This is a genomic window from Compostimonas suwonensis, from assembly GCF_002797855.1.
Classification (GTDB): Bacteria; Actinomycetota; Actinomycetes; order Actinomycetales; family Microbacteriaceae; genus Compostimonas; species Compostimonas suwonensis.
Window position 1 is genome coordinate 120844 of the sequence record NZ_PGFB01000001.1, and the last position, 25507, is coordinate 146350.

At 67.3% G+C, this 25507-nt stretch carries 23 protein-coding genes, 2 tRNA genes and 1 pseudogene; 4 read left to right on the forward strand and 22 right to left on the reverse strand.

The genetic code is table 11. From position 1 onward, the window contains the following. Window positions 1-67 precede the first annotated feature (67 nt). The 9 genes from CLV54_RS00600 to CLV54_RS00640 form a co-directional block, all read right to left on the reverse strand. The gene (locus CLV54_RS00600; RefSeq protein WP_100343028.1) at window positions 68-757 is read right to left on the reverse strand and encodes a GntR family transcriptional regulator; all 690 of its coding nucleotides are present in this window, start codon (window positions 755-757) and stop codon (window positions 68-70) included. Between the two features lie 53 nt (window positions 758-810). After that, entirely contained in the window at window positions 811-1581 is a 771-nt protein-coding gene (locus CLV54_RS00605; RefSeq protein ID WP_245861292.1) for an amino acid ABC transporter ATP-binding protein, read from the reverse strand. A 5-nt stretch (window positions 1582-1586) separates the two neighbouring features. Then, window positions 1587-2447, reverse strand: a complete 861-nt coding sequence (locus CLV54_RS00610; protein ID WP_100343030.1) for an amino acid ABC transporter permease — start codon at window positions 2445-2447, stop codon at window positions 1587-1589. A 44-nt stretch (window positions 2448-2491) separates the two neighbouring features. Then, window positions 2492-3469, reverse strand: coding sequence for a succinylglutamate desuccinylase/aspartoacylase family protein (locus tag CLV54_RS00615; protein WP_100343031.1), 978 nt, complete (start codon window positions 3467-3469; stop codon window positions 2492-2494). Between the two features lie 60 nt (window positions 3470-3529). Next, on the reverse strand, window positions 3530-4453 hold the full coding sequence (locus CLV54_RS00620; RefSeq protein ID WP_157802745.1) for a transporter substrate-binding domain-containing protein: 924 nt from the start codon (window positions 4451-4453) through the stop codon (window positions 3530-3532). Window positions 4454-4537: 84 nt separating this feature from the next. Beyond that, window positions 4538-5776: a M20 family metallopeptidase gene (locus CLV54_RS00625; protein WP_211294399.1), complete on the reverse strand. Its 1239-nt coding sequence runs from the start codon at window positions 5774-5776 to the stop codon at window positions 4538-4540. Next, the gene (locus CLV54_RS00630; protein ID WP_100343033.1) at window positions 5773-6663 is read right to left on the reverse strand and encodes a polysaccharide deacetylase family protein; all 891 of its coding nucleotides are present in this window, start codon (window positions 6661-6663) and stop codon (window positions 5773-5775) included. The genes CLV54_RS00625 and CLV54_RS00630 overlap by 4 nt, the downstream gene beginning before the upstream one ends. Next, complete coding sequence (locus CLV54_RS00635; RefSeq protein ID WP_157802746.1) at window positions 6660-7397, reverse strand: aspartate/glutamate racemase family protein; 738 nt, start codon at window positions 7395-7397, stop codon at window positions 6660-6662. The genes CLV54_RS00630 and CLV54_RS00635 overlap by 4 nt, the downstream gene beginning before the upstream one ends. A 58-nt stretch (window positions 7398-7455) precedes the next feature. After that, window positions 7456-8571 carry a mandelate racemase/muconate lactonizing enzyme family protein gene (locus CLV54_RS00640; protein ID WP_100343035.1) on the reverse strand — a complete coding sequence of 372 codons (1116 nt, stop codon included), beginning with the start codon at window positions 8569-8571 and terminating at the stop codon, window positions 7456-7458. Between the two features lie 279 nt (window positions 8572-8850). Between CLV54_RS00640 and CLV54_RS00645 the strand changes: the two genes are divergently transcribed. Next, window positions 8851-10365, forward strand: coding sequence for a glycosyl hydrolase family 95 catalytic domain-containing protein (locus CLV54_RS00645; RefSeq protein WP_100343036.1), 1515 nt, complete (start codon window positions 8851-8853; stop codon window positions 10363-10365). Window positions 10366-10618: 253 nt separating this feature from the next. Here the strand turns inward: CLV54_RS00645 and CLV54_RS17325 are convergent, their stop codons facing one another. Genes CLV54_RS17325 through CLV54_RS00670 form a run of 4 tightly spaced genes read right to left on the reverse strand, consistent with a single transcriptional unit; the run spans window position 10619 to window position 14170 of the window. Next, the gene (locus CLV54_RS17325; protein WP_157802747.1) at window positions 10619-11995 is read right to left on the reverse strand and encodes an Ig-like domain-containing protein; all 1377 of its coding nucleotides are present in this window, start codon (window positions 11993-11995) and stop codon (window positions 10619-10621) included. A 60-nt stretch (window positions 11996-12055) separates the two neighbouring features. Then, complete coding sequence (locus CLV54_RS00660) at window positions 12056-13078, reverse strand: FUSC family protein (RefSeq protein ID WP_170061930.1); 1023 nt, start codon at window positions 13076-13078, stop codon at window positions 12056-12058. Between the two features lie 20 nt (window positions 13079-13098). Beyond that, complete coding sequence (locus CLV54_RS00665; protein WP_100343039.1) at window positions 13099-13548, reverse strand: nuclear transport factor 2 family protein; 450 nt, start codon at window positions 13546-13548, stop codon at window positions 13099-13101. A gap of 22 nt (window positions 13549-13570) precedes the next feature. Beyond that, window positions 13571-14170, reverse strand: a complete 600-nt coding sequence (locus CLV54_RS00670) for a hypothetical protein (protein WP_170061931.1) — start codon at window positions 14168-14170, stop codon at window positions 13571-13573. A 263-nt stretch (window positions 14171-14433) separates the two neighbouring features. Between CLV54_RS00670 and CLV54_RS00675 the strand changes: the two genes are divergently transcribed. Next, a complete protein-coding gene (locus CLV54_RS00675; RefSeq protein ID WP_170061932.1) occupies window positions 14434-15030 on the forward strand; it encodes a TetR/AcrR family transcriptional regulator in 597 nt (198 codons plus the stop codon). Window positions 15031-15076: 46 nt separating this feature from the next. Further along, window positions 15077-16294, forward strand: a complete 1218-nt coding sequence (locus CLV54_RS00680) for an alpha/beta hydrolase family protein (RefSeq protein ID WP_100343042.1) — start codon at window positions 15077-15079, stop codon at window positions 16292-16294. A 115-nt stretch (window positions 16295-16409) separates the two neighbouring features. Here CLV54_RS00680 and CLV54_RS00685 read toward each other — a convergent pair. The 7 genes and pseudogenes from CLV54_RS00685 to serS form a co-directional block, all read right to left on the reverse strand. Beyond that, window positions 16410-16950, reverse strand: a pseudogene (locus tag CLV54_RS00685) (IS5 family transposase); the annotation flags it as partial. A 169-nt stretch (window positions 16951-17119) separates the two neighbouring features. Next, window positions 17120-17213: transfer RNA gene (locus CLV54_RS00690), tRNA-Ser, on the reverse strand. Between the two features lie 149 nt (window positions 17214-17362). Beyond that, window positions 17363-18685 carry an LCP family protein gene (locus CLV54_RS00695; protein ID WP_245861192.1) on the reverse strand — a complete coding sequence of 441 codons (1323 nt, stop codon included), beginning with the start codon at window positions 18683-18685 and terminating at the stop codon, window positions 17363-17365. A gap of 67 nt (window positions 18686-18752) precedes the next feature. Continuing rightward, window positions 18753-20075, reverse strand: coding sequence for an LCP family protein (locus CLV54_RS00700; RefSeq protein WP_100343043.1), 1323 nt, complete (start codon window positions 20073-20075; stop codon window positions 18753-18755). 73 nt (window positions 20076-20148) lie between these two features. Then, a tRNA-Ser gene (locus CLV54_RS00705) sits at window positions 20149-20236 on the reverse strand. A gap of 178 nt (window positions 20237-20414) precedes the next feature. After that, entirely contained in the window at window positions 20415-21218 is an 804-nt protein-coding gene (locus tag CLV54_RS00710; RefSeq protein WP_100343044.1) for an HAD family hydrolase, read from the reverse strand. Window positions 21219-21221: 3 nt separating this feature from the next. After that, entirely contained in the window at window positions 21222-22490 is a 1269-nt protein-coding gene (gene serS / locus CLV54_RS00715) for a serine--tRNA ligase (RefSeq protein WP_100343045.1), read from the reverse strand. A gap of 89 nt (window positions 22491-22579) precedes the next feature. Between serS and CLV54_RS00720 the strand changes: the two genes are divergently transcribed. After that, window positions 22580-23566: a diacylglycerol/lipid kinase family protein gene (locus CLV54_RS00720; RefSeq protein WP_100343600.1), complete on the forward strand. Its 987-nt coding sequence runs from the start codon at window positions 22580-22582 to the stop codon at window positions 23564-23566. A 231-nt stretch (window positions 23567-23797) separates the two neighbouring features. On the opposite strand, the gene CLV54_RS00725 is transcribed toward CLV54_RS00720, so the two are convergent. Next, complete coding sequence (locus CLV54_RS00725; protein ID WP_100343046.1) at window positions 23798-24424, reverse strand: hypothetical protein; 627 nt, start codon at window positions 24422-24424, stop codon at window positions 23798-23800. Continuing rightward, window positions 24421-25380 (reverse strand): prephenate dehydratase, encoded by a 960-nt coding sequence (gene pheA, locus CLV54_RS00730; protein ID WP_100343047.1) that lies wholly within the window; start codon window positions 25378-25380, stop codon window positions 24421-24423. Before pheA ends, CLV54_RS00725 begins: the two co-directional genes overlap by 4 nt. Between the last annotated feature and the right edge of the window lie 127 nt (window positions 25381-25507).

Sequence of the window (25507 nt, forward strand, 5' to 3'; positions counted from 1 at the left end):
GATAAGACACACGACACCACGCCGCCCCCGGACCACGCACGGAGTCCTCCGCCGTCGCGACGGCGGCTCATTCGTCGCGGATGAACCACGGATACTTCTCGAGCACCCGGAAGACGACCTCGGTCGCGCTCAGAACATGCGCCTGACAGGCGGCCTCGGCGGTGGCCTCGTCACGCTGCAGGATCGCCTCGACGATACGACCCACCTCGATGTTCCACTCGTCCGTTCGCCCAGGCTCACGGGCGCAGAGGTGACGGAAGAAGACGATCCGCGAGCTGAGGCTCGCCATCACCGAGTTCGCGATCGATGCGCGGATGCTCAGCGCGTCGTAGAGCGCCTGCTTGGCCTCGAGCAGCTGCTGAGTCGTGGAGGAGTCCACCGTCAGACAGTGCTCGTAGGCGCCCACAAGAGCCTGCCGATCGTCATCCGTCGCGTGCACGACGAAGTGCCGAACCATAAGGCCGAGCATAAGACCGCGCACCTCGTAGATCTCGGTGACCTCGGATGCCGAGGGCACCGCGACGATGAGCCGTCGGTAGGGCGTGCGCTGCACCAGCCCGTCGGCCTCGAGCTCGCGCAGCGCCTCGCGCACGCTCGTCCGCGACGCACCGGTCATGTCGATGAGCTCGCGCTCGACGAGACGCTCGCCCGGCCGCAGCCGCAGCTCGAAGATCGATTGCCTGATCGTGTCGGAGACCTGTTGCCGCACCGGGGCGATTTGCGCCGGCGTTGCGCGCTCGGCTCGGGTGGAAGCCATTCACATCCTCATCGTCAGACCGGGTAAGCCGCGGATATTGTCTCGGGCGGTGGTCAATGCCGGACCTGCGACAGAAACTCTCGCGTGCGCGGGTGCTGAGGGTTTTCGATCACTTCGGACGGAGTCCCCGCCTCCACGATAGCGCCCCCGTCCATGAATACGACGGTGTCGGCGACATCTCGCGCGAAGGCGATCTCGTGGGTCACCACGATCATCGTCATGCCGCTCGACGCCAGGCGCTTCATCACCTGGAGCACATCTCCGACCAGCTCCGGATCCAGGGCGGAGGTCGGCTCGTCGAAGAGCATCAGCCGGGGCTCCATCGCCAGCGCACGCACGATCGCTACCCGTTGCTGTTGACCCCCGGAGAGCCTGCCGGGATAGCTGTCGGCGAAATCCTCGAGGCCGACCTCGGCAAGCAGCTGGCGCGCCCGCGGAACGACGACACCTCGGCTCTCACCTCGCACACCACGCGGCGCCTCGATGATGTTCTCCATGACCGTCATGTGCGGGAACAGGTTGAAGTGCTGGAAAACCATGCCGATCGAGGCACGCTGGGCGGCGATCGCTGTGGGGTGCAGCTCCACCAGCACATTGTTCTTCCGCTCATAGCCGACGATCCGGCCGTCGACCACGATCGTGCCGGAGTTCAGGCTCTCGAGGTGATTGATGCATCGCAGCAGGGTGCTCTTGCCCGAGCCTGACGGCCCGATCAGGCACATCACCTCGCCCTCGTGCACCGTGAGGTTGATGCCGGAGAGCACCTCTTTGGCACCGAACGATTTGTGCACGTTCGTCGCCTCGACGAGCACCGGAGATGTCATGGCGTTCATGCGAAGCCCCGTCCATAGCGTCGCTCGAGATACGACTGCCCGAAGGAGAGCAACGAGACCACCACGAGGTACCAGATGCAGGCGACGATCAGCATGGGGATGGTCTGGAACGTGTTCGCGTAGATCAGCTCCACACTGTAGAACAGGTCGGCCATCGCGATGACGCTCACGAGCGAGGTGTTCTTGAGCATGCCGACGACCTCGTTGCCCACCGGGGGGATGATCACTCGCAGCGCCTGCGGCAGCACGATGCGACGCAGAGCTCGAGCGCGGGTCATACCCAGCGAGGCCGCGGCATCGAGCTGCCCCCTGGAAACCGAGAGGATGCCGGCCCGGATGATCTCGGCGCTGTACGCGGACTGCGCGAGCGAGAGGCCCAAGATCGATGCACCGAGCGCTGAGATGACATCGTTCGTCTGGAACTCCATAAATGGAGGCAGAAACGGGATGCCGATTCCCAGCGACGGGTAGAGCGCACCCAGGTTGTACCAGAAGATGAGCTGCACGAGAACCGGCACCGAGCGGAAGATCCAGATGTAGATCCAGCTGGTCGAGCGCAGGAGCGAATTCGCCGACAGCCTCATGACCGCGAGCAGCGTCCCGAGGACGAGCGCGATGACCATACACACCACGGTGAGCCAGATACTCAGCACAAGCCCGTTCAACACCCGGGAGTCGAACAGGTACTGGGCGACGACCGGCCAGCCGAACCGCTCGTTCGTGAGCATGCTGTACACCACGAGTGCTGCCACAAGGAGTACGACCGCCGTGGCGACCCAGCGCAGCGGGCGACGACGACCACGGGTCTTCAGCAGCGCGAGCTCCGCGCCGGAGAGCCCGTTCGTCGTGGTGGACATCAAAGGCTTCTGCGCGCTGGACGAGCTCATGCGATCGACCTTGCTCATGAGTCGGCTCCGAGATAGACGACGAGATCGCCGGTTCCGGCCAGGGCATTGTTGTTGACGCGCACGACGCGCCCCGATTCGGGCGCCGTGATCACTTCGAGTTCGGCACCCAGCACGTTCCCGACCGACGCCAATCGCTGCCCGGCGATGACGTCGTCCCCGGGTCGCACGGCGACTCGAAGAAAGCCGCCGCGGTCGGCCCGGAGCCGGTGAAGCCTGCTGAAGGTGCGCACCGCATCCGGGGCGACGAGGCTGCCCTCTGTCATGCCCAGATGGATGAGCAGATTGCGCACACCCTGCACGCCCCACTCCATCAGCGCGGGATCGAATCGGTTGGCCTCGCCGAACTCCACCGTCGTCACGACCTTGCCCAAGGTGCGGGCAGTGTCCTGGATGGTCCCAGCGAACAGATCACCCGCATAGACCAGGGTTGTGCCGAAGGCGCGGGCGAAGGCGTGCGACCTCTGGCCGTAGTCCGCATCGACCGAGCCCGGAGCCGGAGCGGATGCGTAGGGCATCCATTCGCCACCGACAGAGGGGGTGTGGATGTCGAGGCAGTAGTCGCTCACGGCGAGGAGCTGATCGGTGATGATGCGCGCCACACGTTCGCTGAGCGATCCGGCAGCGTCTCCGGGGAAGACGCGGTTGAGGTCGTGCGGGCCGGGGTAGATCTCCGACAGGTTGGTGCGCGTGCGCGTCGCCATGGCGGGCAGGTTCGAGGACGGCACCATGATCAGGCGTCCGCGGATGTCATCCGGCCCGAGCCCGAGCCACACGGCGCGGACCACCTCCGCCCCCAGGACCTCGTCACCGTGCATCCCGGTGTGCACGAGCAGAGTGGGTCCGCCGGTACTGCCGTTGATGACCATAACGGGGATGAGATACGGCTCGCCCGTCGGCAATTCTCCGGCGACGAGACTCAGAGTCTCTCGCGTCCCCGCCGCACCGTCGAATCCTGATGCGATGTCGAACATGTTTGTCTCCTGCCTGCGGAGAGGGGTCGGGGCTTACACCCCGACCCCTCTCGCCGCGACTTAGTGCGAGGGGTTGACCTCGGAATGTTCGATGAGGAACTGCTGGGGCAGGTCCCAGCGTTCGAAGATGCCCGCGTACACGTCCGGCTCGTCCTCGATGATGTAGTTGATCGCCGCGGCGAACGCGTCCGGAAGCGGCGAACCCTTGAGGAAGCTCACACCGAGGCTGTTGGCGGGGAGATCCGCGTCGACACCCGCGATCTCGATCGTGGGATCGCTCGCCACCACCGTGAGGGCGGTCACGCTCGGGGTGAAGTAGATGTCGGCCCTGCCGCTCTTGAGCGCGAGGAGGTTCTCGTTCGTGTTGGCGTACGTCGACGACACCATCTCGGGCAGGCCTTTGTCGGCGCAGGTCTGGACCTGCTGCGCAGCGACGTTGGCGGCCTGTGTGCCGTTCGCGGTGGCGACCGTCAGACCACACAGATCGTCGAGCGATGAGACATCCAGCTCGCGATCGGCGACCGCGACATAGGCGAAGGGCGAGGCCGCGTAATTGACGAAGTCGGCGACCTCCTGGCGTTCGGCGTTCGTCCCGAAGGCGCCGTTCGCGGCCTGGAACCGATTGGCCTGAAGGCCCGGGATGAGGGCGCCCACGTCGCCGTAGGAGTATTCGAAGTCGACGCCGAGGATGTGTGAGATCTCCGTCATGAGATCGACCTCGTAGCCGACGACCTTGCCGGAGCTGTCTCGCGCGGTCCCGGGAGGCGCCTCCTCGCGGGATCCGACCTGGATCAGATTCGAGTCGAGGACATCGGCGGGAAGGAGATCGCGGATCTCCTCGACGGGTGCCGTGACCCCTCCTGCCGCGGCGCTGGCCGCGGGGGTGTTCGGGTTCTCCGCCGCGGTGTTGTCGCACCCGGACAAGAGCACGGCCAGAACGAATACGGCTGTGCCCATGACGATGACGCGAGCCGGTGTTCTCATGGTGACCTCACTTCTCTGCTGTGGACCGCCAGGCGATATCGTCGGCGAAGTTTTGTATGACATTACTGTATGGCAAACAATGTTTCATCCGTATTTCATCTCGGTATCAGACCCGGCTGGAGTCGCGAACGTGGCGACGATCCCGGCCAGCAACGCAGCGCGTACGGGCATTGCCGACAGGTCCACCCACTCGTCGGCGCTGTGCGCGCCGCCACCGACGGCGCCGAGCCCGTCGAGAACGGGGAGACCGAGCGCGGCAGCGAAATTGCCATCGCTGGCGCCACCCACCGCCACCTCCTCGAGATGCTCGCCGAGCCGCTCACCCAGCGCGGCTGCGAGGGCGAACATCGCCGCGACGGACGCCGTGCGCTCCATCACCGGGCGATTCCACCCCCCGGAGACGGCGATGCGCGCGCGCGGATCCCGTGGAACGAGCGATTCGAACACGGCGTCGATGCGTGCGGCCTCCGCAGCAGAGGTGACCCTGACGTCGACATCGAGTACCGCATGCGCTGCCACGACATTCGGCCTGGTCCCCCCGGAGATGATGCCGGCATTGACACTCGTCCTCGCGTCCGGGTTCGAGGCGGCGTGCAGTTCGAGCACAACACGCGCAGCCTCGTCGATGGCGCTCGCGCCGGCCTCGGGCTCCAGACCCGAGTGCGACGCGATCCCGTCGATCTGAACGCGGAACAGGCCCACTCCGCTGCGCGCGGTCTTGAGCGCCCCGTTCGCGGCCGATTCCGCGACGAGAACGGCACGAGCGCTCGCACACGCCCGCTCGATCCACGGCCGGGAGAACGGGCTGCCGATCTCCTCGTCCGGCGTCAGCACGATCCGCACCGTCGGGAGCGCGATCCCCAGCCTGCGCGCGGCCGCAAGACCCCAGACCGCCTGAACGAGCCCGCCCTTCATGTCGAATCCACCCGGCGCCTGGGCTCTGCCTCGCGATTCCCGCCACGGTCGATCGGCAAGCGTACCGACACCCCAGACCGTGTCGTAGTGGGCGAGCAGAACGACCGGACGGGTGTCGGAGACGAAGCCGGCTCCCCCCGTCGCCGCATAGTCGAGAACGACGACGGTGCCGAACTCGGCGTCCGAATGCCGCTCCGCCGTGTCGGCGGGGCCTAGAAGCCCCTCAAGCCAGTTCATGATCGCACCGAGGCAGGCGTCGAGGGCGGCGAGATCGCCGCTCGGGCTCTCGATCCGGACGAGAGCGGCCAGATCGTCGACCATCCGCGCCGAGTGTCCGTCCAACCAGTCTGCGAGTCCGACCATCGGAAGCGCGGCGACGGCCTCGGGGCCGGGCACGCCGGCGATCATGTGCGAGGCACGGAGGTGAGATGCCGCACGAGGTCCGCGTGCGTCGTCGCCCACAGTCCACGGGCACGGATCTCCCCCAGCAGCTCATCGAGAATCCAGATGCGCGAGCGATGCCCGATGATGTGCGGATGCATCGTGAGCTGGAACACTCCGCCCTCGCCGACCGCACCGTCGAGTTCGTCGCGCCAGATCTTGAGCACAGCATCCGGTGAGGTGTAGGGCCGTAGCGAGGAATAGCGATCCATCATGAAATACGGGGCATCGTCGCGAATCCAGTCGACCGGCACCTCTGCGAGCCCGCTGGGAAGGCCGTCGCGCAGCAGTTCATAGGGCTCGTCATCGGCCATGAGCGAGGAGTCGTAGAGCAGACCGAGTTCGATCGCGATATCGAGGGTGTGGGGGCTGAAGTCCCACGAGGGAGTCCGCATCCCGACCGGGCGCACGCCGCTCGTTCGCTCGACCGCTTCGAGGGCACGGAGCGCGAGTTCCCGCTCGGCGCCCGGCGGGAGCAGGGTGGTCCGCTCATGGATCCATCCGTGTGCGCCGACCTCGTGACCATCGCCGACGTAGGCTCGCATCTGCTCGGGGTAGCTCAGCGCCGAGACCGCCGGGACGAAGAACGTCGCCGGGATCGTATGCTTGGCCAGAACCGCGAGCAGCCTCGGGACTCCTGCCCTCGCGCCGTAGCTGCCCTGCGCGAGAACTCCGGGCGAGGTCTGCCCGTCCCGCAGCGCGGGCGTCTCGTGGTCGGAGTCGAAGGAGATGGCCACCGCCGCCGCCGCGCCACCCGGCCATGGCACCGGGCCGAGCCGCGGGCCCGGGATCGCCGCTGCGATGTGGCTCCGCCAGATGGGCTCGTCCCACTGCCAGGGTTCAGTGGCGGTCATAGCGCCGACTCCAGAACGAATGGCTCGTCAACGGTCGCGATCAAGCCCGCGACCGTCACGCTGATGCGCGCCGGGTCGAGCACAGGAAGGCCGAGCTCGGCGATCAGCGGATCTCGCACCCCGAGGGTCGCGAAGGTCATGCAGCCGAACTGGAAAGCCGCGGCCCCGTCCTCCTCGATCGCTGCGCGTCCCTGGGCGACGATGCTGCGTCGAACCTCGTCGAGCGCTCTGGGATCGTCCATCATCCCCGCGATCTCTGCGACTGATACACCGATGTGCCGCACCGAGCAGACCTGCGCGTCGGGATACTGACTCGCGAGCTTGTCACGGGTCGCCCCGGCGATGACGGCATCGCTTGTGAGAATCGTGACGGGGCGTCCGAGCGTCTCGACCACACGCAAAGTCGCCTCGAACGGCCCGACGATCGGCACTGCCGAGCCCGATCGGATCTCGTCGAGTCCCGGATCGATCGCCCCGGCCAGAACTCCCACGGAGTAGCGCTCCGGATCGAGGGATGACACCAGATCGACCATGCTCGCTACAGCAGGGCCGAAGTCGGTCGGCTGGCTGAGGAATCGCGGGGAAGCCTCTGGAGTCAACAATTCGAGCTCGAGGCCGCGGGGAGCGTACCCGCCGATCTCGTCCTGACGGCGCTGCCGTTCCTCGGGGCTGAAGCCCGACGAGGCCACCAGCCATGCGATCCGTCTTCCGGATCCGCTGTCGTTTACGTTCACGCTCTCTCCCTTGTTGTCATCGAGTTCTGTTGTCGTCGAACGCCGCGCGTCTCCGTCGTCATCGAGTGATGCGTGTGCGGGCGATCTCATGCATGCGGACGAAGTCCCCGTCGATCTGCTGCCCGAGTCCTGGGCCGTCGGGCACCAGGATCGTGCCCGACTCCGGATCGAGCGGTGGGATGGCGGCTGCCCGGTTGTAGTCGAGCACCGGGGTCGTGAGACCGATCGTGTCGACATTCCCTGCCGCCGCGACGAGCTGGATGTTCGCGAGGTTCATGCTCGGACTCCCACCGTGATGGATGGCAACCCGCTGACCGTGCGCAGCAGCGGCTTGGGCCACCTGGAAGGCCCCCGAGATCCCTCCCTTCCAGAGGCAGTCGATCTCGATGTAGTCGAACGCCCCGGAACGGATAGCGAGCTCCGCAGCACGCGGCCCACCGGGCGCTGTCTCGAACCCCACGATCGCCAACCCCGGAAGATCACGACGAAGGCGCGCGTTGGTGTCGAAGTCGTACGCGGCGAAGGGCTCCTCCAGCCACTCGCCTCCGAGCTCGACGTAGACGCGTCCGACGTGCAGCGCATCATCGTAGGAGAGCTCGTTCGCCGCATCGAAGGAGAGCTCGGTGTGGGGAAGTTCCTCCCTGATACGACGCGACAGCACGAGATCGCGCTCGAGATCCCCGCTGAAATGCACCTTGATGCCCCGGAAGCCCGCCGCGTCCTGCTCCACCGCTGCCGCTACTCCTGCCTCCACGTCCGAGAACCGCGGAATGCTCGCATATGCGCGCACGGTCGCGGCGGGTTCTTCGGCGAGCATCCGGGCGACGGAGCGCCCCTCCAGCAGGCCTCGAAGGTCCCAGAGCGCCACATCCGCCACGCTGAGCGGGAAGACCGGCAGAAACTGCGTCGAGTAGTCGCGCAACATCCTGGCGTAGAACGCTGCGTGATCGTCGGTGTCGAGGCCGACGAGCTGCGGCCCGATGTGGCCGAGGAGCCAGGTGCCGATGCTGCGCCAATCGAGGCCAAGATTGCAGCGACTCATCGCGTAGCCCGTCTGACCGCCCGCGGTGATCGCGAGCATGCAGGCCTGCTCCCGATCCCCCCATCGATCTCGGTTCAACGGGCCCGCCTCATATTCCAGCCCGACCACGTCGATCGATTCGATGACAGCCATCGCACGATGTCCTTCCGTTTTGTATGACTGTATCGTATGGCAAAAATGTTCACAGAACTCGTCCCGTCTGCATCTCGCTCGCCGACGGTCGCCGCTGGTCCGACCGCTTCGCTCGACCGCCGCCTATGACGACGCGAGTATTCCCGTGCATCCCGGCGAGACGGTCGCTACGTCTGCTCGCGCAAGCGCAAGGACTAGATCGGCGCTGTGAGCCCCGGCGCCGACCATGGCCGCTTGACGGCGTCTCGGCGCCGAACCTACTCCGCCCCGCCCAGGCCGGTGTCGGCCTGTCCGTTCCCGCCGTCGCGCGCCGACCACGTCGCCGCCTCCACCGCATTACACGAGCGGTTCTCGCTCCGGCTGCGCGCAGCGGACGAGCTGCGGGACACCCCCACCGTCGTCCCGGAGGTGCTCGGGAGGGCGCGCCGAGGCGATGCAGACACGCGGCTGCTCGTCGAGCTGTTTGTGAACTACTGCCGATATCTCCTCGCGTCCAGTTCGCGCCCCGGCACGCTCCCGTCGAATCTGCAGGGCATCTGGAACGCTCAGCGGTGGCCGAACTGGGAAAGCGACTTCCATCCCAACATCAACCTGCAGCTCAACTACTGGCCGGCGGACCCGATGGGGCTGCCGGAGTGCGTCGAGCCGTTGGCGGACTGGCTCGAAACCGCGAGACGCAATGGCGAGATCACCGCGCGGGAGACCTACGCCGTCGAGAACGGCTGGACGATGAACCACATCAGCAACGCCTGGGGATTCACCGCGCCCGGCGCGGGGGTGTTCGGGATCTGGCCGATGGGCGGCGCGTGGATGACGATAAGCCTCTACGATCACTACCTCTTCACCCAGGACATCGACTTCCTCCGCGAGCGGGTATACCCGCTCATGAAGGGCGCCGCCGAGTTCTTCTTCGACTTTCTGGTCGAGGCTCCGGCGGGAAGTCCGGTCGCCGGTCGTCTGGTCACCGTTCCCTCGAACTCGCCGGAGAACTCCTTCCGCGACCGCGACGGGGCGGAGGCCTTCATCACCTACGGCGCCACCATGGACTCGATGATCGTGTCTGACCTCTTCACCTCGACGATCGACGCGCTGACGGTGCTCCGCCGGCAGCAGCCGGATCTCGACCTCGGCCTGGATGAACGACTGGCCGCCACGCGCGCCCGGCTCGTCCCCGTGCGCATCAGCCCGACCACGGGCGGCATCCAGGAGTGGGCGGAGGACTACGAGGAGGTCGATCCCGGACACCGGCACGTCTCGCCGCTGTACGACGCCTTCCCTAGACGACGCATCTCCTACGCGAAGAGTCCCGAGCTCGCCGCGGCCGCCGCGCGCACGATCGCCCGCAAGTTCGCCTCCGGCTACGAGGAGGAGGGATGGAGCCTCGGCTGGATTGCGGCCATCTTCGCCCGCCTTGAGGACGGCGACGGGGCGCTCGACTGCGTAGAACGACTGCTGCGCCACCTGCTCTTCCAGAACCTCTTCGTCGAGGCCCACATGCACCCGCAAGTTGGCGACATGCAAGGCGTCCCCACCGCCGTGCTCGAGATGCTCGCGTTCGGCGACGTCGACCGGATCGAGCTCCTCCCGGCACTCCCCGCGGCTTGGCCCGAGGGAGAGGTCAGGGGACTTCGTCTCCGCGGCAACCGCGAGCTGACGATGTCCTGGCGGGAGAGTCGGCTGCTGCGAGCTGAGATCGTCCACCACAGCACCGGAGCGCGGCCCGAGATACTGGTCAAGACCGACGGCGACTACACGATCACCCACGTCGGCGGCACGACCACGATCGCTCCCTGACGAGGAAGCCCGGCCTCGATCGCCGCTCCGGTGGAGGCTCTTGGCGGCTCATCGCGCAACGCTTGGTGCGCACGGCCACCACGTCGTGAGCGGACATCGTGCTTCCGGCCCTTGCGCCCACGACTGCGATGGACCGTATCTGCGGCCGGTATGGTCGGGTCTTCTTCGCCGCGATCCGCCATCACGGCACCTTTCCCGCTACGCTCACGCACGACGCGTCAGGCCGGAGACGCCAGTGAATCCACAGACTCGTCTACGGGCGTCGGCTCCGTGATCTGTTGCACGCGGCGATCATCAGACTGCCCACGCCGAGACACAGTGCTGCGATGAGCACCCAGGCAGGGCTTGAGGATGAGCCAGTTGCCGCGAGCATGCGCGACTGAGTCCCGACCGGTGTGGAACTCGCGCGGTCGGCTCCAGCGGACGCCTCCCCCAGCCGATCCCCTCCGACTTGGGGTGACTCGGATGTGGTCTGTTCGGTCACGTTCAGAGTGACGGTGACGTGTTCGGCTCCTCCCGAGGCGTCCTGTATCTCGATGGTGAACGAGTCGGGTCCGGTGTACCCGTAGACAGGAGCCACGTCGACGGACCCCGTGGACAGGTCGACGTTGAAGATCGAGGCGTGCACGGGTGCGGTCAGGACGGTGATCGCGGTGAGCGGGAAGGACGACGAGCACGGAAGTTGGACGGTGGAGGTCTGATCCTCGATGATGTCGGCCTGCATCGTGTTCGCCGTGCAGTTCAGATAGGTGACCCAGGAGAGGGTTATGGAACCGTTTTGCGCCAGGTTCGACCCGACAGCGATGGAGGGTGACTGCACGCCCGGGGCGATGAAGGATCCACCTGCACCTCCCCCGCCACCTCCGCCGGATCCGAAACCACCGGCTGCGCCACCGGATCCTCCGCGGACGCCTCCTCCGCCGCCGCCGCCGTCGCCGCCGCCCCAGCTCTCGTGGCTGCCGTTCGCTCCCGCGGAAGTCGGCGCCGTGGATGCCTCGCCGCCGCCGCCGGAACCCGGGCCGGCACCATTACCGCCGCGCGAACCGACCGCAGTCATGCCTTGCTCCGTCACGCCCACGCCGGTGCCGGCCGCCCCACCGGCGCCCCCTTCGTTGGCGCCATAACCGCCATCGCCACCCCCGCCTCCTGCAACGAATGCTGCGGTACCGAGGCTTGTCTCTATCGTCGAAGCGCCACCACCGCCACCACCCTGTACGCCTTGATGGTTGTCGGGTGTGTCACCGCCGCCGGCTCCCATTCCTCCCCAACCGCCGAGCCGGTTCTCGGGAGCCGTTCCGCCGACGCCGCCGACGGAGATGATGAGATTCTGGCCAGGGGTGACGTTCAATACCCCTGTGAGCTGGGCGCCGTACGAGCCGGCGGTGGACCCGTCACCATTCGATCCTCCACCTGCCCCCAGGGCAGAGACGGTCACCGTGGAGATCCCGGCCGGTACGACCCACGTCTCGGGTGCTCCGGTGAAGGTGAACACCTTGGTTGCAGTCTGACCGATTGTGACCGGACCGCCGTCTGCCCGGCCGTCCGTTTGCGCGTGGGCCGGGAGAGAGATCTGCGTCACGATCAGTGCGCCGACGGCAAGCCCGAAGAGGGTAAGGGTGCGATTCTTCATAGTCTCATCTCACTAATCGAGGGTGTTGTGTTGGGTGAGCCCGCGTACCTATCCGAGTGATCACTCATGCGCGCTCCGCAGGAGCTGTGGTGGTCGGCGGAGCCAGAGCAGGTGGCCGAGGACGAGGGCGATGAGACAACCGAGGAGAGTGTCTCCGAGCCTGAGAAGGGGGATGGCCTGGTCGTCGAGTCCGATCTCGCCGGTGAGGAGAGCGGAGAGGGTGATGCCGATCACGGCGAGGGCGTAGTGTCGTGGCGCGGCGAGTGCCCCGAATGCCATGCCTGCGATGGCTATTCCCGCCAAGAGCACGTCGGTGGGGCGGGTGAGGACGACGACGCTCGCGAGCGCTGCCCCGACGATGGTGCCGGCGATGCGGGATGTGACGCGGGCGGCGACGGGGCCGTATTCGCTACGGACGACGACCGCGATCGTGAGTGGCAGCCAGAATGAGTGCCGCCCTTGATCGAGGTTCATGGCAAGGATCATGCCGGTTCCAAAACACACGGCGAGCCGGGCACCTGCAGCGAGAGTTTGCCGTCGACTCTCCGTCGCAACGGTACTGGGAAGCACGACGGCCGGAAGCCTTCGCCCGAGAGGAATGGCGGCAAGAACCCCGACGGCGGCTGATCCGATGACATACCAGAGTGCCTGAATCGGTGCGGGCGCGGTCATCGGGACGAAGGTTCCGAAGGCGAGAGTGACGAGGAACATCAGCGCACCGGCAGTGACGGCGCTGTCTCGCACACGCTCGACGACCCCCGAAGCGAAACCCGCGATGACGGCGACGACAGCGACGACGAAAGGCGATCCGGTGGTGAAGCCGGCGACGAGAAGCCCGGCCACGGCCCCGACGGCTTGACCAGCAGTGTTACGGACCCGAATGCGCGGAGAGCCGAGTACGGAGAAGGATGTGGCGCAGGCGACGGCGAAATATGCGACGCTCGGTATACTGCCGCCCAAAGGCAACGAGACGACACCCACGCCGACGCCGGCAACCACCGTTCGAGTCGCCGCCCAAACAGCCCACGGCTGCGGGCTCAGAGTGGCGAACTCTTTCGCCCACACGTTTACGGCCGACAGCATCCTGGGCCTCATTATTGTCGTCACCACAGTGGGCGTCGCTCATTGCGGGCCACCGTCCAGGTCACCATGGCCGAATCGAGATACGCGTGAACCTCGACGATCAGGTCATCGGCCGCTGTGCCGGCGAAGCGACACACCCAGCACAACCGGTTGTCATACGGCGAGCCCTCCAGCGTGGTCGAACCCGCCTGAAGCTCCGCGATCACCGTGTCACCGTCGATGAAAACGCGAAGAAGACGCAACCGAACCTGGTCGCGCATCAACGGGGCGAGCCGGTCGAACGTGGCTCGCACGAACTCTGTCTTCGACGTGAACGCGCCCGCCAACGGATGAGTTCCCTCAACCGTCCACGACACATCGTCCGCGACCTGATCGAAGAAGGCCGACACGGTAGAGGGATCACCGAGGTTCTGAAACAGAGCCGAACGGCAGTCGCGGAGGGCTGCGGCCGATTGGCTTTCCGATGTCATCTTCGTCTCCGTCGTAGATGAATCAGCCTGCAGGGAGAGCCTGCAGCACGGAGGAGACGATCGGCTGAGCAGTGGCAGCCGACGTGTAGAGCGGGGAGACGGTGGAGATCCAGAAGCCGACCGGTGTGAACACCTCGATGTCGCCTGTGAAGGTGCCGCCGCCATCGGCCGTGTAAGCCTGAATATCAGAACCAAACACGTCGGTCGCCGTGCCAGCCCCGCCACCCAGAGCGGTTTCCGCTGTCGTGAGTTCATCTTTCGATGGCTGGGCGACGGCGAGCGTCAGGGTGTCTCCCGTGGTGGTGTCTGTCCAGCTGCATCCGATACCCCCGAACGACACGATCTCAGCAGCATACGAACCCAGCTCGGGCACGAAGGAGGAGTCCGGGACCAGGCCCGCTCCGAACGTGGTGACGGCCTCGGCAGGCAACAGCGTGTCGCAGCTGCCGAACGCCGCTGACGAGGGCGCTGCGCCGTCCCCCGGTGCCGGAGAAGTCGGTGAGGACGCCGGCACCGAACTGCTCTGCGCCGGGGCAGGCGTTGGCTCGACAGTGCTCGCCGAGTCCGAATTGCCGGCGACACATCCGGTCAGGGCGAGGACGGCCACTGCAGCAGCAGCCACCCCGCAGCCGTTGCGAAGGGATGATTTATCATAAAAAGTTTCTCCGTCATGTCGAGGGTCGGAACCGATCGGCTCACAATGAGTTACTATAACGATGTTTTGAAAAAGTATTCAAGAGCGAGGCGTTCCGTCGCTGACCTGATTCGTCGCTCGGTCGCGGCGAGCGGTTCTGCTGGAGGACTGGCGAGTGAAGGATTTCTGCATGAATGGCCCCGCTCGCGCGGAGCGGCGGTAAAGGCTCCTTCGGGAGGGATGATTGCTGGATGGGACGTTTGAAGGTGTATGACGAGCGGCTGCGCCGGCGATTGATCGATCGCACCACGGCAATCATCGGGGCGGGAGGCATCTCTGCACTGACCCTGCGCGGTCTCGCTTTGGCCGAGGAGACCTCGACCTCAGCCATTTACGATCTCTTCGGAGGCAAAGACGCCCTTCTCGCAGAGATATATTCACAGGGATTCCGGGACCTCCACACCAGCCAGAGCGCGGTCGCACTCCGTGGGGTCGACGATCCGATCGCCGCGATCTGGGCGCTCGTGCACGAGTACTGGAATTGGGGGCGCACGAATGCCCATCTTTACTCGATATTGTTCTTGGGCTCCCTCGGTGCATTCGAGCCCACGATGGAGATGGTCGAGCTGGCGATGCTCAGCAAGACCCCTCTCATCGAGACCGTCGGGGAGGCGCTCGCGTCGAATTCGCTTGTCGGCGACCCCGCCGAGGTGGCGGACTCGATCTGGGTGGTCGTACACGGAGCCACCACGCTGGCCAACACGATGGGCCCGCTCTATATCGATCGGGCGATGCTCGACCGCACCATGCGCGCGACGATCGACGGGTTCCGGCCCGATAGCCCCTGACCCGTCTCGACGCGACGGCCATCAGCCATAACAGTAAGGAGATCTAATGCCCCACACCAAATACCACGACACACCCGTCTTCTCACCCAACCCCGACTACGACTTCGAGATCCGCACCGTGCTCGGCCATGCGGTCGAGGGCGCCTCCGACCTCGGCGAGGTGCTCGCGGCAACGGCCGGTATCGCCAAGCACGATCATCAGGCCTGGTTCGACGCCTGGCATACCCTCGCCCAGCGCACCGAGGCAACCGCAAAAGCATCCGCCGACTCCGGCCACCACGTCAGTGCCGCCGGCGCCTACCTGCGGGCGTCCACCTACTATGGGGTCGCCGTCAACGCCGTCAGCGCCCTGGCCGACTCCGAATCATTGGCGCCGACATTCGCACGCCAACAGGACACCTGGCTGGCGTTCATCGCGCACTGCTCCCATCCGGTCGAATCTGTCCAGATCCCCTACGAGACATCGACGCTCCCGGGCTTTTTCTTCCGCCCGACCGTGCAGCCTTCCGGAACAACCCTGGTCGTGGTCAACGGCAGTGACGGCTCCCTCGCCAGCCTCTGGGCAAGCAGCGCCGCCGCTGCACTCCGACGCGGCCACAACGTCCTCCTCTTCGACGGCCCCGGTCAACAGACCCAGCTCTTCGACCACGACATCCCGTTCCGACCCGACTGGGAAAATGTGCTCACCCCCGTCTACAACCACATCACCACCCTGGACGGAGTGGACTCAAAGCGCGTCGCGGTGTACGGAATCAGCCAGGGGGGCTACTGGGTGGCGCGGGCACTCGCCTACGAACACCGCTACGCAGCAGCCATCACGGACCCAGGTGTCATCGACGTGTCCGCGTCCTGGACAAACCAGGTCCCGAACAGCCTTGTCAAGCTCCTGGACGAAGGCCAAACGGAGAAATTCGATCGTGATATGAGCATCGGCATGGAACTCTCTCCCGCCACAGCCCGCACCTGGCAGTTCCGCGCCCGACCGTATGGAACCCCGGGCTACGCCGAGACCCTCAACACCGTCCGCAGCTACACACTCTCCGAACAGCAAGCCGCACTGATCAGCACGCCGTTACTGATCACCGACCCGGAAGGCGAACAGTTCTGGCCCGGCCAACCCCAACAACTCGCCGACCTCACCGCCGGGACCTCCACCCTCGTCCACTTCACCGCCGCGGAGGGCGCAGACTGGCACTGCCAACCCCTCGCCCGCGGCCTCACCGCCCAACGCGTCTTCGACTGGCTCGACAACCAGCTCGACTAAGACACCCCACGACGCCACAACCGCGGACACAGGACCACCCGCGACAGCAGCGCAGAACGATCAGCAACTGTTTTCTTGCGGCGATGCGCGGGAGAAGGAGGCAGGGTGTGCGTCTTCACTGGCGCAGCCAGGCGATGACGGCGTTGAGGACGACGGCCTCGCGGTAGACGATGGCGAGTTTGTCGTAGCGGGTCGCGAGACCGCACCATTGCTTGAGTCGGCAGAAGCTGCGCTCGATCACGTTCCGCTGTTTGTAGGCGACGGGGTCGTAGGTCACGGGCCTTCCGCCGCGGGAACCGTGGCGGACCCGGTGCCCTTGCTGGTCGCGGGGCTCGGGGATGACGGACTCGATACCCCGCGCTCGGAGATGGTGCCTGATCACGCGGGACGGGTACGCCTTGTCGCCACGGAGCTTGTCGGGCCGAGTGCGGGGTCCGCCGAGCGGTCGCGCGACGCGGAACTCGCCGAGCAGCGGCACGAGTATGGGCGAATCGCTTGCCTGCCCGGGCGTGATCATCATGACCGGCGGCAACCCGTGCCCATCGACGCGCTGGTGGGCCTCCGTCGACAGACCACCTCGTGAGCGGCCGAACCCGTGATCAGGCGGCTCGACCGGCGTTCGTGTAATTCGAGGAAGCCCCCACCGTCCTCGGCGTATACGCGCACATCCTCGGCGAAGGACAACGCGGTGACCTCGCTGGTCGCCTCGCCACCGCCGAGAACATCGAAATCAGTGGGGGTCGTTCAGAAAGTTCCGGGCATCGGATCCTAGCCGAGACGCAGGAATCAGACCCGCAGTGACAATCGCGTCTAACCAGGGAAAACTGGCGGAGACGGTGGGATTTGAACCCACGGTACCCAATAAAGGGTACTCCACCTTAGCAGGGTGGTGCACTAGGCCGAACTATGCGACGTCTCCTGAGCGCCCGACGAGCAAGCGCACGACAGCCATCATAACCTCACACCGAGGGCCCTCGCGACACGAGCCCACGGCGCCCGGTGTCGAGAACTCATCCAGAATGTGACGGGCGTGTGAAGCGAGTCCGCCGAAGCACGCGGATGCCACGGCTACTGCTCTTCGAGGGTGCGGCCGTTCGAGCAGGTGACCTCGTCGGCGGTCTGGCCGAGCACGTCGTCGGGCAACGCGGCGACGGGAGCTCCGGCATCCGCGGGCGGGGCGGCGGGGTCGACGGGAGCGGCCGGGTCCACGGGTGCAGCCGGGTCGACGGGAGCGGCCGGGTCCACCGGCGCAGCAGGGTCGACGGGCACCTCATCGGGCCCGCCGAGGCCGAGGGTCGAGCCCAGGCCCGTGCTGCCGGTCGGCAGAACGGGCTGGTCGGCGGCGATCGCGTCGAAGAGCACGGCGGCCGACTCCTCGTTCTGGTAGACGCCCTCGACGGTCACGCTGCCCGGGTACTGCACGAAGGCGATGTTCTGCTCGGGGATGTCTTTGAGCGCGATGGCGATCGAGACCATCGTGTCGAGGTTGGCGAGGCTCTCGGAGAAGCGCATGTTGTCGAGGGCGGCCTTTGCGAGGCCGTAGAGCTTGAACGGGTCGCCGAGAGTCTCCGAGCTCTTCACCGTGCGCACGAGCGACGACAGGAACACCTGCTGGTTGCCGATGCGGCTCAGGTCGCTGCCGTCGCCCACACCGTGACGCGTGCGCAGGAACTGCAGCGCGTCGACACCCGAGAGGTCGTGCATGCCGGGGTCGAGGTAGGTGCCCGTGTACTCGTCCTCGATGCGGTCCGAGACGCAGACCGGCACTCCCCCGACGGCGTTCGACATCGCGATGACGCCGAGGAACTGCACCTCGGCGACGAACGGGATCGTCAGGCCCGTGAGGTCTTCGATCGTCGCGACCGCGCACGGCACCCCGCCGTAGAAGAGCGCCGTGTTGATCTTGTCGGTCGCCGGCCCCGTCGAGTCGCCGTCGGCGTTCGTGCACTCGGGGATGTCGACGAAGAGGTCGCGCGGAAAGCTCACGACCGTCGCGTTGCTGTGGTCGGCCGAGATGTGCAGCAGGATGTTGACGTCGTTGAGCTCCCCCGTCTCCTCCTCCGGGTCGCCGAAGGCCGTGCCCTGGCCCTGCCGGCTGTCGCTGCCGATGAGCAGCAGGTTGATGCCGCCCTCGTATGCGCCGATCTGCGGGGGCGGCGCATCCGGGTGGTCGGTGTCGGCGGGCGGCAGCACGATGAGGGGCTGCACGGAACGGCTCAGGTCCCAGGCCGCGATGGCCGCGACCGAGACGCCGCTCACGAGCACGACGGCCACCGCGGACGCCAGGACGGCGAGAACCGTGGCCCAGGCGCGCGACGTGCGCTGACGCCCGTGACGGATGACGCCAGCTCTCGCCCCGGGCACACCGCCCGGCATTCGGCCGTCCGCCATTCACGCCTCCCCGTATCCGGTACGAGGCGTGGATCGCAGCCTCAGGTGGCCACAGTCTATTGAGCGTTTACTGGTCTTCGAGGGTACGACCCACGGAGCAGGTGTACTGCCCGGCGGTCTGCCCCGTCACGGCGTCGGGCAGCACGGTCGTGCCGGTGCCGGCATCCGGGGTCGCCGGAGCGTTCGGATCCGCGGGGACGGCGGGGTCGACGGGCGCGTTGGGGTCTGCCGGAACCGCCGGATCCGCGGGCGCATTCGGGTCGACCGGTGCGTTCGGGTCGATCACGGCGCCGCCGCCCGTCGTTCCGCTCAGCGCGATCGGCTGGTCGGCCGCGAGCGCGCCGAAGAGCACGTCGGCCGCGTCGGTGTTGGGCTCGACGCCGCCGTCGACCGAGAAGGTCGGGTACTGCACGAAGACGACCTCCTCGAGGTCGACGTCTTTGAGCGCGAGCGCGATCGAGACCATCGTGTCGAGGTTGTTGAGGCTGTTCGAGAGCTGCATGTTGCCGGCCGCCGCCTTCGCGAGGCCGTAGAGCTTGAGGGGGTCGGTGAGCGTCTGCGAGCTCTTGACCGTGCGCACGAGCGAGGAGAGGAACACCTGCTGGTTGCTGATGCGGGTCAGGTCGCTGCCGTCGCCGATGCCGTGACGCGTGCGCAGGAACTGCAGCGCGTCGACACCCGAGAGGTCGTGCATGCCCGGGTCGAGGAAGGTGCCCGTGTACTCGTCCTCGATACGCTCCGAGACGCAGACGGGAACGCCGCCGACGGCGTTCGACATCTCGATGACGCCGTTGAACTGGATCTCGGCAGCGAAGGGGATCGACAGGCCCGTGAGCTGCTCGACGGTCGAGACCGTGCACGAGAGGCCGCCGTAGAAGAGGGTCGTGTTGATCTTGTCGTTCGTGTCGCCCGTGCTGTCGCCGTCGGCGTCGGTGCACTCGGGGATGTCGACGAAGAGGTCGCGCGGGAAGCTCACGACGCTCACGTTCTTGTGGTCCTGCGAAATGTGCATGAGCATCGTGACGTCGTTGAGGTTCTCCTCACGCTCGCCGAAGGCGCCGTCGGGCGAGCCCTGCGCGCTGTCGCTGCCGACGAGCAGCAGGTTGACGCCGCCGTCGATCGCGCCGATCTGGGGAACGGGGCCGTTGGTCTCGTTGTCGAGGGCGATTCCGGGCTGCACGCTGCTCGCGACATCCCACGCTGCGATGGCGGCGACCGAGACGCCGCTCACGAGCACAACCGCGACCGCACCGGCGATCACCTTGACGATCGTGGCGAACGGGTTGTGCTTCCTGAGCCGGCCGTGCCGGGCGATGCCGGGGCCGGCGTGGGAACGCGACTGCGCTCGACTCGTCTGTGCTCGGCCATCGCGGGGGCGCAGCTCGCTCATCCAGATCCCTTCGTGTCGCTGGCCGCATCGGGGAGGCCGGCCAGCTGAGGCGTGGTGTCTGCCTGTTTCATCGTGGCGGAGGGCGTGGGATTCGAACCCACGAGACATTTCTGCCCACCAGTTTTCAAGACTGGCTCCATCGGCCGCTCGGACAGCCCTCCAGAGGAATCCGACCCGCCGCCGGCCCCCGGGCTGCCCCGGAGGTACCGATCCGAATCGAACAAGGCCCGATTCTAACGGATGGCAGACTGCCAACACTGACAGCGCATCCTGTCAAGACCCTGAAAGCAGCCGCTCGGCGCGGGCACGGCGCGAGCGCACCGGCAGCCCGGCGCAGGCTCAGAGCGACGCGAGGGTGCGGGCCGCGCCATCCGTCTCGACGGCGCCCGTGATCTCACTCGCGACGGCCAGGAGCTCGTCGGGGGACTGGCCCATCGCCACGCCCCGGCCCTCGGCGGACGCCCACTCGAGCATGTCGATGTCGTTGCGCCCGTCGCCGATCGCCATCACGCGGCTGCGCGGGATGTCGAGGGCGTGCCGCACGCGTTCGAGCGCCGTCGCCTTGTTGACGCCGTCGGGCGAGATGTCGAGCCACGCCGTCCAGCCGATCGCGTAGCTCACCCGGCGCAGGCCCATCCGCTCCACGACCTCGAGGAAATCCTCCATGTCGTGATCGGGCGAGATCACGACGACGCGGGTCGCGGGATGGCCCAGAAGCTCGTCGAACGTCACGTGCGCGCTGTTCGTGCCGATCGTGGCATCCGGGAACGGCTCGGTGTAGCGGTAGAAGCCGGTCTCGTCCTCCACGGCGAAGCGCGCCTCGCCGAGGTGCGAGCGCACGGTCTGCAGAACGGATGACGGGTCGAACGATTCGACGTACTCGCGCCGGTAGCCCATGGGGGCGGCCGCATCGCGTTTCATCGTGATCGCCCCGTTCGAGCACACGACGTACTCGGGCGTGATGCCGAGCCGCTCGAGAACGGGCAGGGCGGATGCCGCGGACCGCCCCGTCGCGAGCATGACCTCGTGCCCGACGCCCGCGAGACGCTGCGCCTCGCTCACGATCGCGGGAGCGATCACGCCGTCTTCGTGCATGACGGTTCCGTCGATGTCGAGGGCGACGAGCCAGCGGTCCACGCTCATCGCTCAGACACCGAGCGGTTCGATGATCTCGAGCCCGCCGAGGTAGGGGCGCAGAGCCTCCGGAACGACGACCGAGCCGTCGGCCCGCTGATGCGTCTCGAGCAGGGCGACGATCCAGCGGGTCGTCGCGAGAGTTCCGTTGAGGGTCGCGACCGGGGCGGTCTTGCCCGACTCGGTGCGGTAGCGGGTGTCGAGGCGGCGGGCCTGGTACGTCGTGCAGTTCGAGGTCGAGGTGAGCTCGCGGAACGCGCCCTGCGTGGGCACCCAGGCCTCGACGTCGAACTTGCGGGCGGCGCTCGAACCGAGGTCGCCCGCGGCCGTGTCGATCACGCGGTAGCTGAGGCCGAGCGACTGCAGCATCTGCTCCTGCCAGCCGAGCAGCCGCTGGTGCTCCGCCTCGGCGTTCTCGGGCAGCGTGTAGACGAACATCTCGAGCTTGTTGAACTGGTGCACGCGGATGATGCCACGGGTGTCCTTGCCACCCGAGCCGGCCTCTCGCCGGTAGCAGGTCGACCAGCCGGCGTAGCGCACGGGGCCCTTCTCGAGGTCGAGGATCTCGTCGGCGTGGTAGCCGGCGAGCGCCACCTCGCTCGTGCCGGTGAGATAGAGGTCGTCGGCCGGGAGGTAGTAGACCTCGTCGGAGTGCTCGCCGAGGAAGCCCGTGCCGGCCATCGTCTCGGGCCGCACGAGCGTCGGGGTGATGAGCGGCACGAAACCGTTGCGCATGGCGAGGTCGAGCCCCAGGTTCATGATCGCGAGCTCGAGGCGCGCTCCGATGCCGCGCAGGAAGTAGAACCGCGAGCCCGAGACCTTCGCACCGCGGTGCATGTCGATGGCGCCGAGCAGCTCGCCGAGCTCGAGGTGGTCGCGCGGCTCGAAGTCGAACGAGGGGATGTCGCCGACCTCCCGCAACACGGTGAAGTCGTCCTCCCCGCCCGCGGGCACACCCTCGACGATGACGTTGGCGATGCGGCGTATGACCGCGTCGAAGCCCTCCTCGGCCGCTGTGGCGTCGGCCTGCGCCTCTTTCACGCGCGCCGCGAGCGACTGGGCCTCGGCGACGAGCGCCTGCTTCTCGTCTTTGGGGGCCTTCGCGACCGTCTTGCCGAAGGCGTTCTGCTCGGCGCGGAGGGACTCGTACGCTCCGATCGCGGCCCGGCGCGCGGCATCCGCTGCGATGGCCTCGTCGACGACGTCGACGGAGTCCCCTCGAGCTGCCTGCGATCGCTTGATGAGGTCGGGGTGCTCGCGCAGCAGAACGGGATCAATCACGCGCTTCAGTCTACATTTGCGCTCACGCGCACGAGATTGCGCGCCCACAGACCGCCGCTGCCGGCCGCACGTGCCGTACCGTGGGTCTCGTGACCCCGAAACCCTCGCCGGACCGCGCCCAGGCCGCCGTCGTCTACAACCCGGTGAAGGTGGATGTCGCACGTCTCAAGCGGGCCGTCGAGGCCGCCGCCGCGGCCGAGGGCTGGGCGAGACTCGAGTGGTACGAGACGACCGAGGAGGACACCGGCAAGCTCGTCGCCCGGGAGGCCGTCGACGCCGGGGCGACCCTCGTGCTCGCCGCCGGGGGCGACGGCACGGTGCGCGCCGTCGCGTCGGGGCTCCGCGACACGGGCGTGGCGATGGGGCTCATCGCCTCGGGCACCGGGAACCTGCTCGCCCGCAACCTCGGCCTGCCCCTCAACAGCCCGGCGGAGGCCGCCGCGATCGCCTTCTCGGGCACCGACCGCGCCATCGACCTCGCCATCATGACCCTCACCCGGCCCGACGAGACCGACGAGGAGCACGTCTTCCTCGTGATGGCCGGCCTCGGCTTCGACGCCGCGATGATCGCGAGCACCAACCCCACGCTCAAGAAGAGGGTCGGCTGGCTCGCCTATGTCGACGGCGGCATGCGGGCCCTGCCGAAGATCAAGCCCTTCCGCATCCGATACCAGATCGAGAACCGCCCCGAGCACAGCGTGCACCTGAGCCAGCTGCTCGTGGCCAACTGCGCCTCCCTGCCCGGCAACATCGAGGTCATCCCCGACGCCGACATGGAGGACGGCCTGCTCGACTTCGCGGTCATGCAGCCGCGCGGCTTCTTCGGCTGGCTGCTCGTCTGGCGGCGGGTCACCTGGGAGAACAGCGTGCTGCGGCGATCGGCGATCGGGCGCGCGATGATCAAGGCGACCGCGAGCAACGAGGAGCGCAACGTCACCTACCTGCGCGGCGCCGACATCCGCGTGACCATGGAGTCGGGGCACGAGATCGAGCTCGACGGCGACGAGTTCGGCAAGGCCATCGCCGTGCACGTGCACGCCGACCCGCAGGCCCTCGTCGTGCGGGTGCCCGCCTAGCCGGCGCCAGTGCCAGCGCCGGGTGCCAGTGCCAGCGCCTCGGAACCCACTCGATCCGTTCGTCGACCCGAAATGCAGGAGTCCCCGTGGTCAGCGCAGGAAAGCACGGGCGAATCCGCCCTCCACCCCCACGATCTCCTGCATTTGGGAGAGGGACGTCGGCTGGGGCGGGACGTCGGCTGGGGCGGGGACCGAGCAGGCTGGCGATGAGCCCGATCGGGCGAACGGGCGCTAGTCGCGACCCCGCCAGCGCAGCGCGTAGATGACGAGCAGGGCGCCGACCGTCGCGACGCCCACCGTCATGAGCAGCGGGCTGAGCGCCTGGGCCACGCTCTGCATGATCCAGCTGTCGGGCGCGTTGCTCGTGAACTGCATCGCCGCATCCTGCGCCAGCCGCGCGAACCAGTAGCCGGCCACGACGCACGCGACGGCGAAGGCCCACAGCCCCCAGATGAACGGGTTGCTGCGCAGCGGGGGGAGCCGATCGGCGCCGGCCGACGGCGGTGCGCTCGGCTCGTCGTCGACGGCGTCCGCCAGGCCGAACAGCTCGTCGCCCTGCTGAGCGTGCAGGGTCTGCTGCGCGCGCAGCTGCTCCTCGTTCGCCGCGGCCGCCGTCGTGCGCGCGAGGCGCTGGCGGGCGGCATCCGCCGCGATGCGCGCCGTGTCGTTCGTAGGGGCAGCGGGAGCGGACGGGGATGCCGCGGCCACCGCGGTTCCGCGAGCCGCGTCGGCCGCGCCGTCGGTGCGCCACGACGAGCTGCGGCGCCCGCGGGAGTCGCTCTCGGGCTGAAACCCGGGCTGGAATGCGGGATCGTAGCGCGGGTCGAAACCCGTCGATCCGTCGTTCTGCTTGCTCATTGGGGCTCCCCTGCGATGAGCCCGCGCAGCCAATCGCGCGCTTCGGTGAAGACGTCATCACCGTACCGCGAGACGTACTCGACCGGCAATCGGTCGGCCCGCGGATACGAGCCCAGGAACATCACGCTCGGGCTGAACCTGCGCACGCCGAGCAGGGCGTCGGCGACCCGCTCGTCGAGCACATGGCCCTCGAGGTCGATGATGAAGCGGTAGCGGCCGAGGGCGTCGCCGATGGGCCGGGACTCGATGAGGCTCATGTTGACGCCCCGGGTCGAGAACTGCTCGAGCAGCTCGAGCAGCGAGCCGGGGTGGTCGGCCGGCAGCTCGGCGATGATGCTCGTCTTGTCGGCCCCGGTCGGCTCCGGCAGCTCCACGGTGCGGCTCACGAGAACGAAGCGGGTGACGGCCGTCGGGTTGTCGCCCACGTGCTCGGCGAGCTGCACGAGGTCGAAGTGCTCGGTGATGCCGGGCGGGGCGATCGCCGCATCGGCGATGCCGCTCTCGAGCAGGGATGCCGCGGCGGCGACGTTCGACGTCGCGGGCAGGTGCTCGTGGCTCGGCAGCCGGGCCTCGAGCCAGAGGTGCGTCTGCGCGTAGGCGACGGGATGCGCGTTGACGACGCGCACCCGGTCGAGCTCGGTGCCGGGCCGGGCGACGAGCACGAAGTCGACCGGCACGAGGTACTCGCCGAGGATACGCAGATTGGGGATCGTCGCGAGCGCGTCCTGCGTGGCGCTCACCCCGCCCTCGACGCTGTTCTCGATCGCGATCATGGCGGCGACGCTGCGGCCGGAGACGACGTCGTCGAGCGCCTCGCCCACGTTGTTGACCGAGCGCCAGTGCTGCCCACGGGCCTGCGGAACCTGGTCGAGCGCCTTCCACGTGAACGTTCCAGCGGGACCCAGATAGCTGTAGCTCTCGGTGGGGTCTGCCGCGGCATCCGTGGTTTCTGGCATGCCACAGAGCCTAGAGCACAGCCCCTCTCGCCCGCCCTCAGCTGCAAACGACGGAGATTGCGGGCCCTGCCGCTCCGTTCGGCCCGAAAGCGTCGAAAAATGGTCGAATATCCGTCGTTTTGAGTGG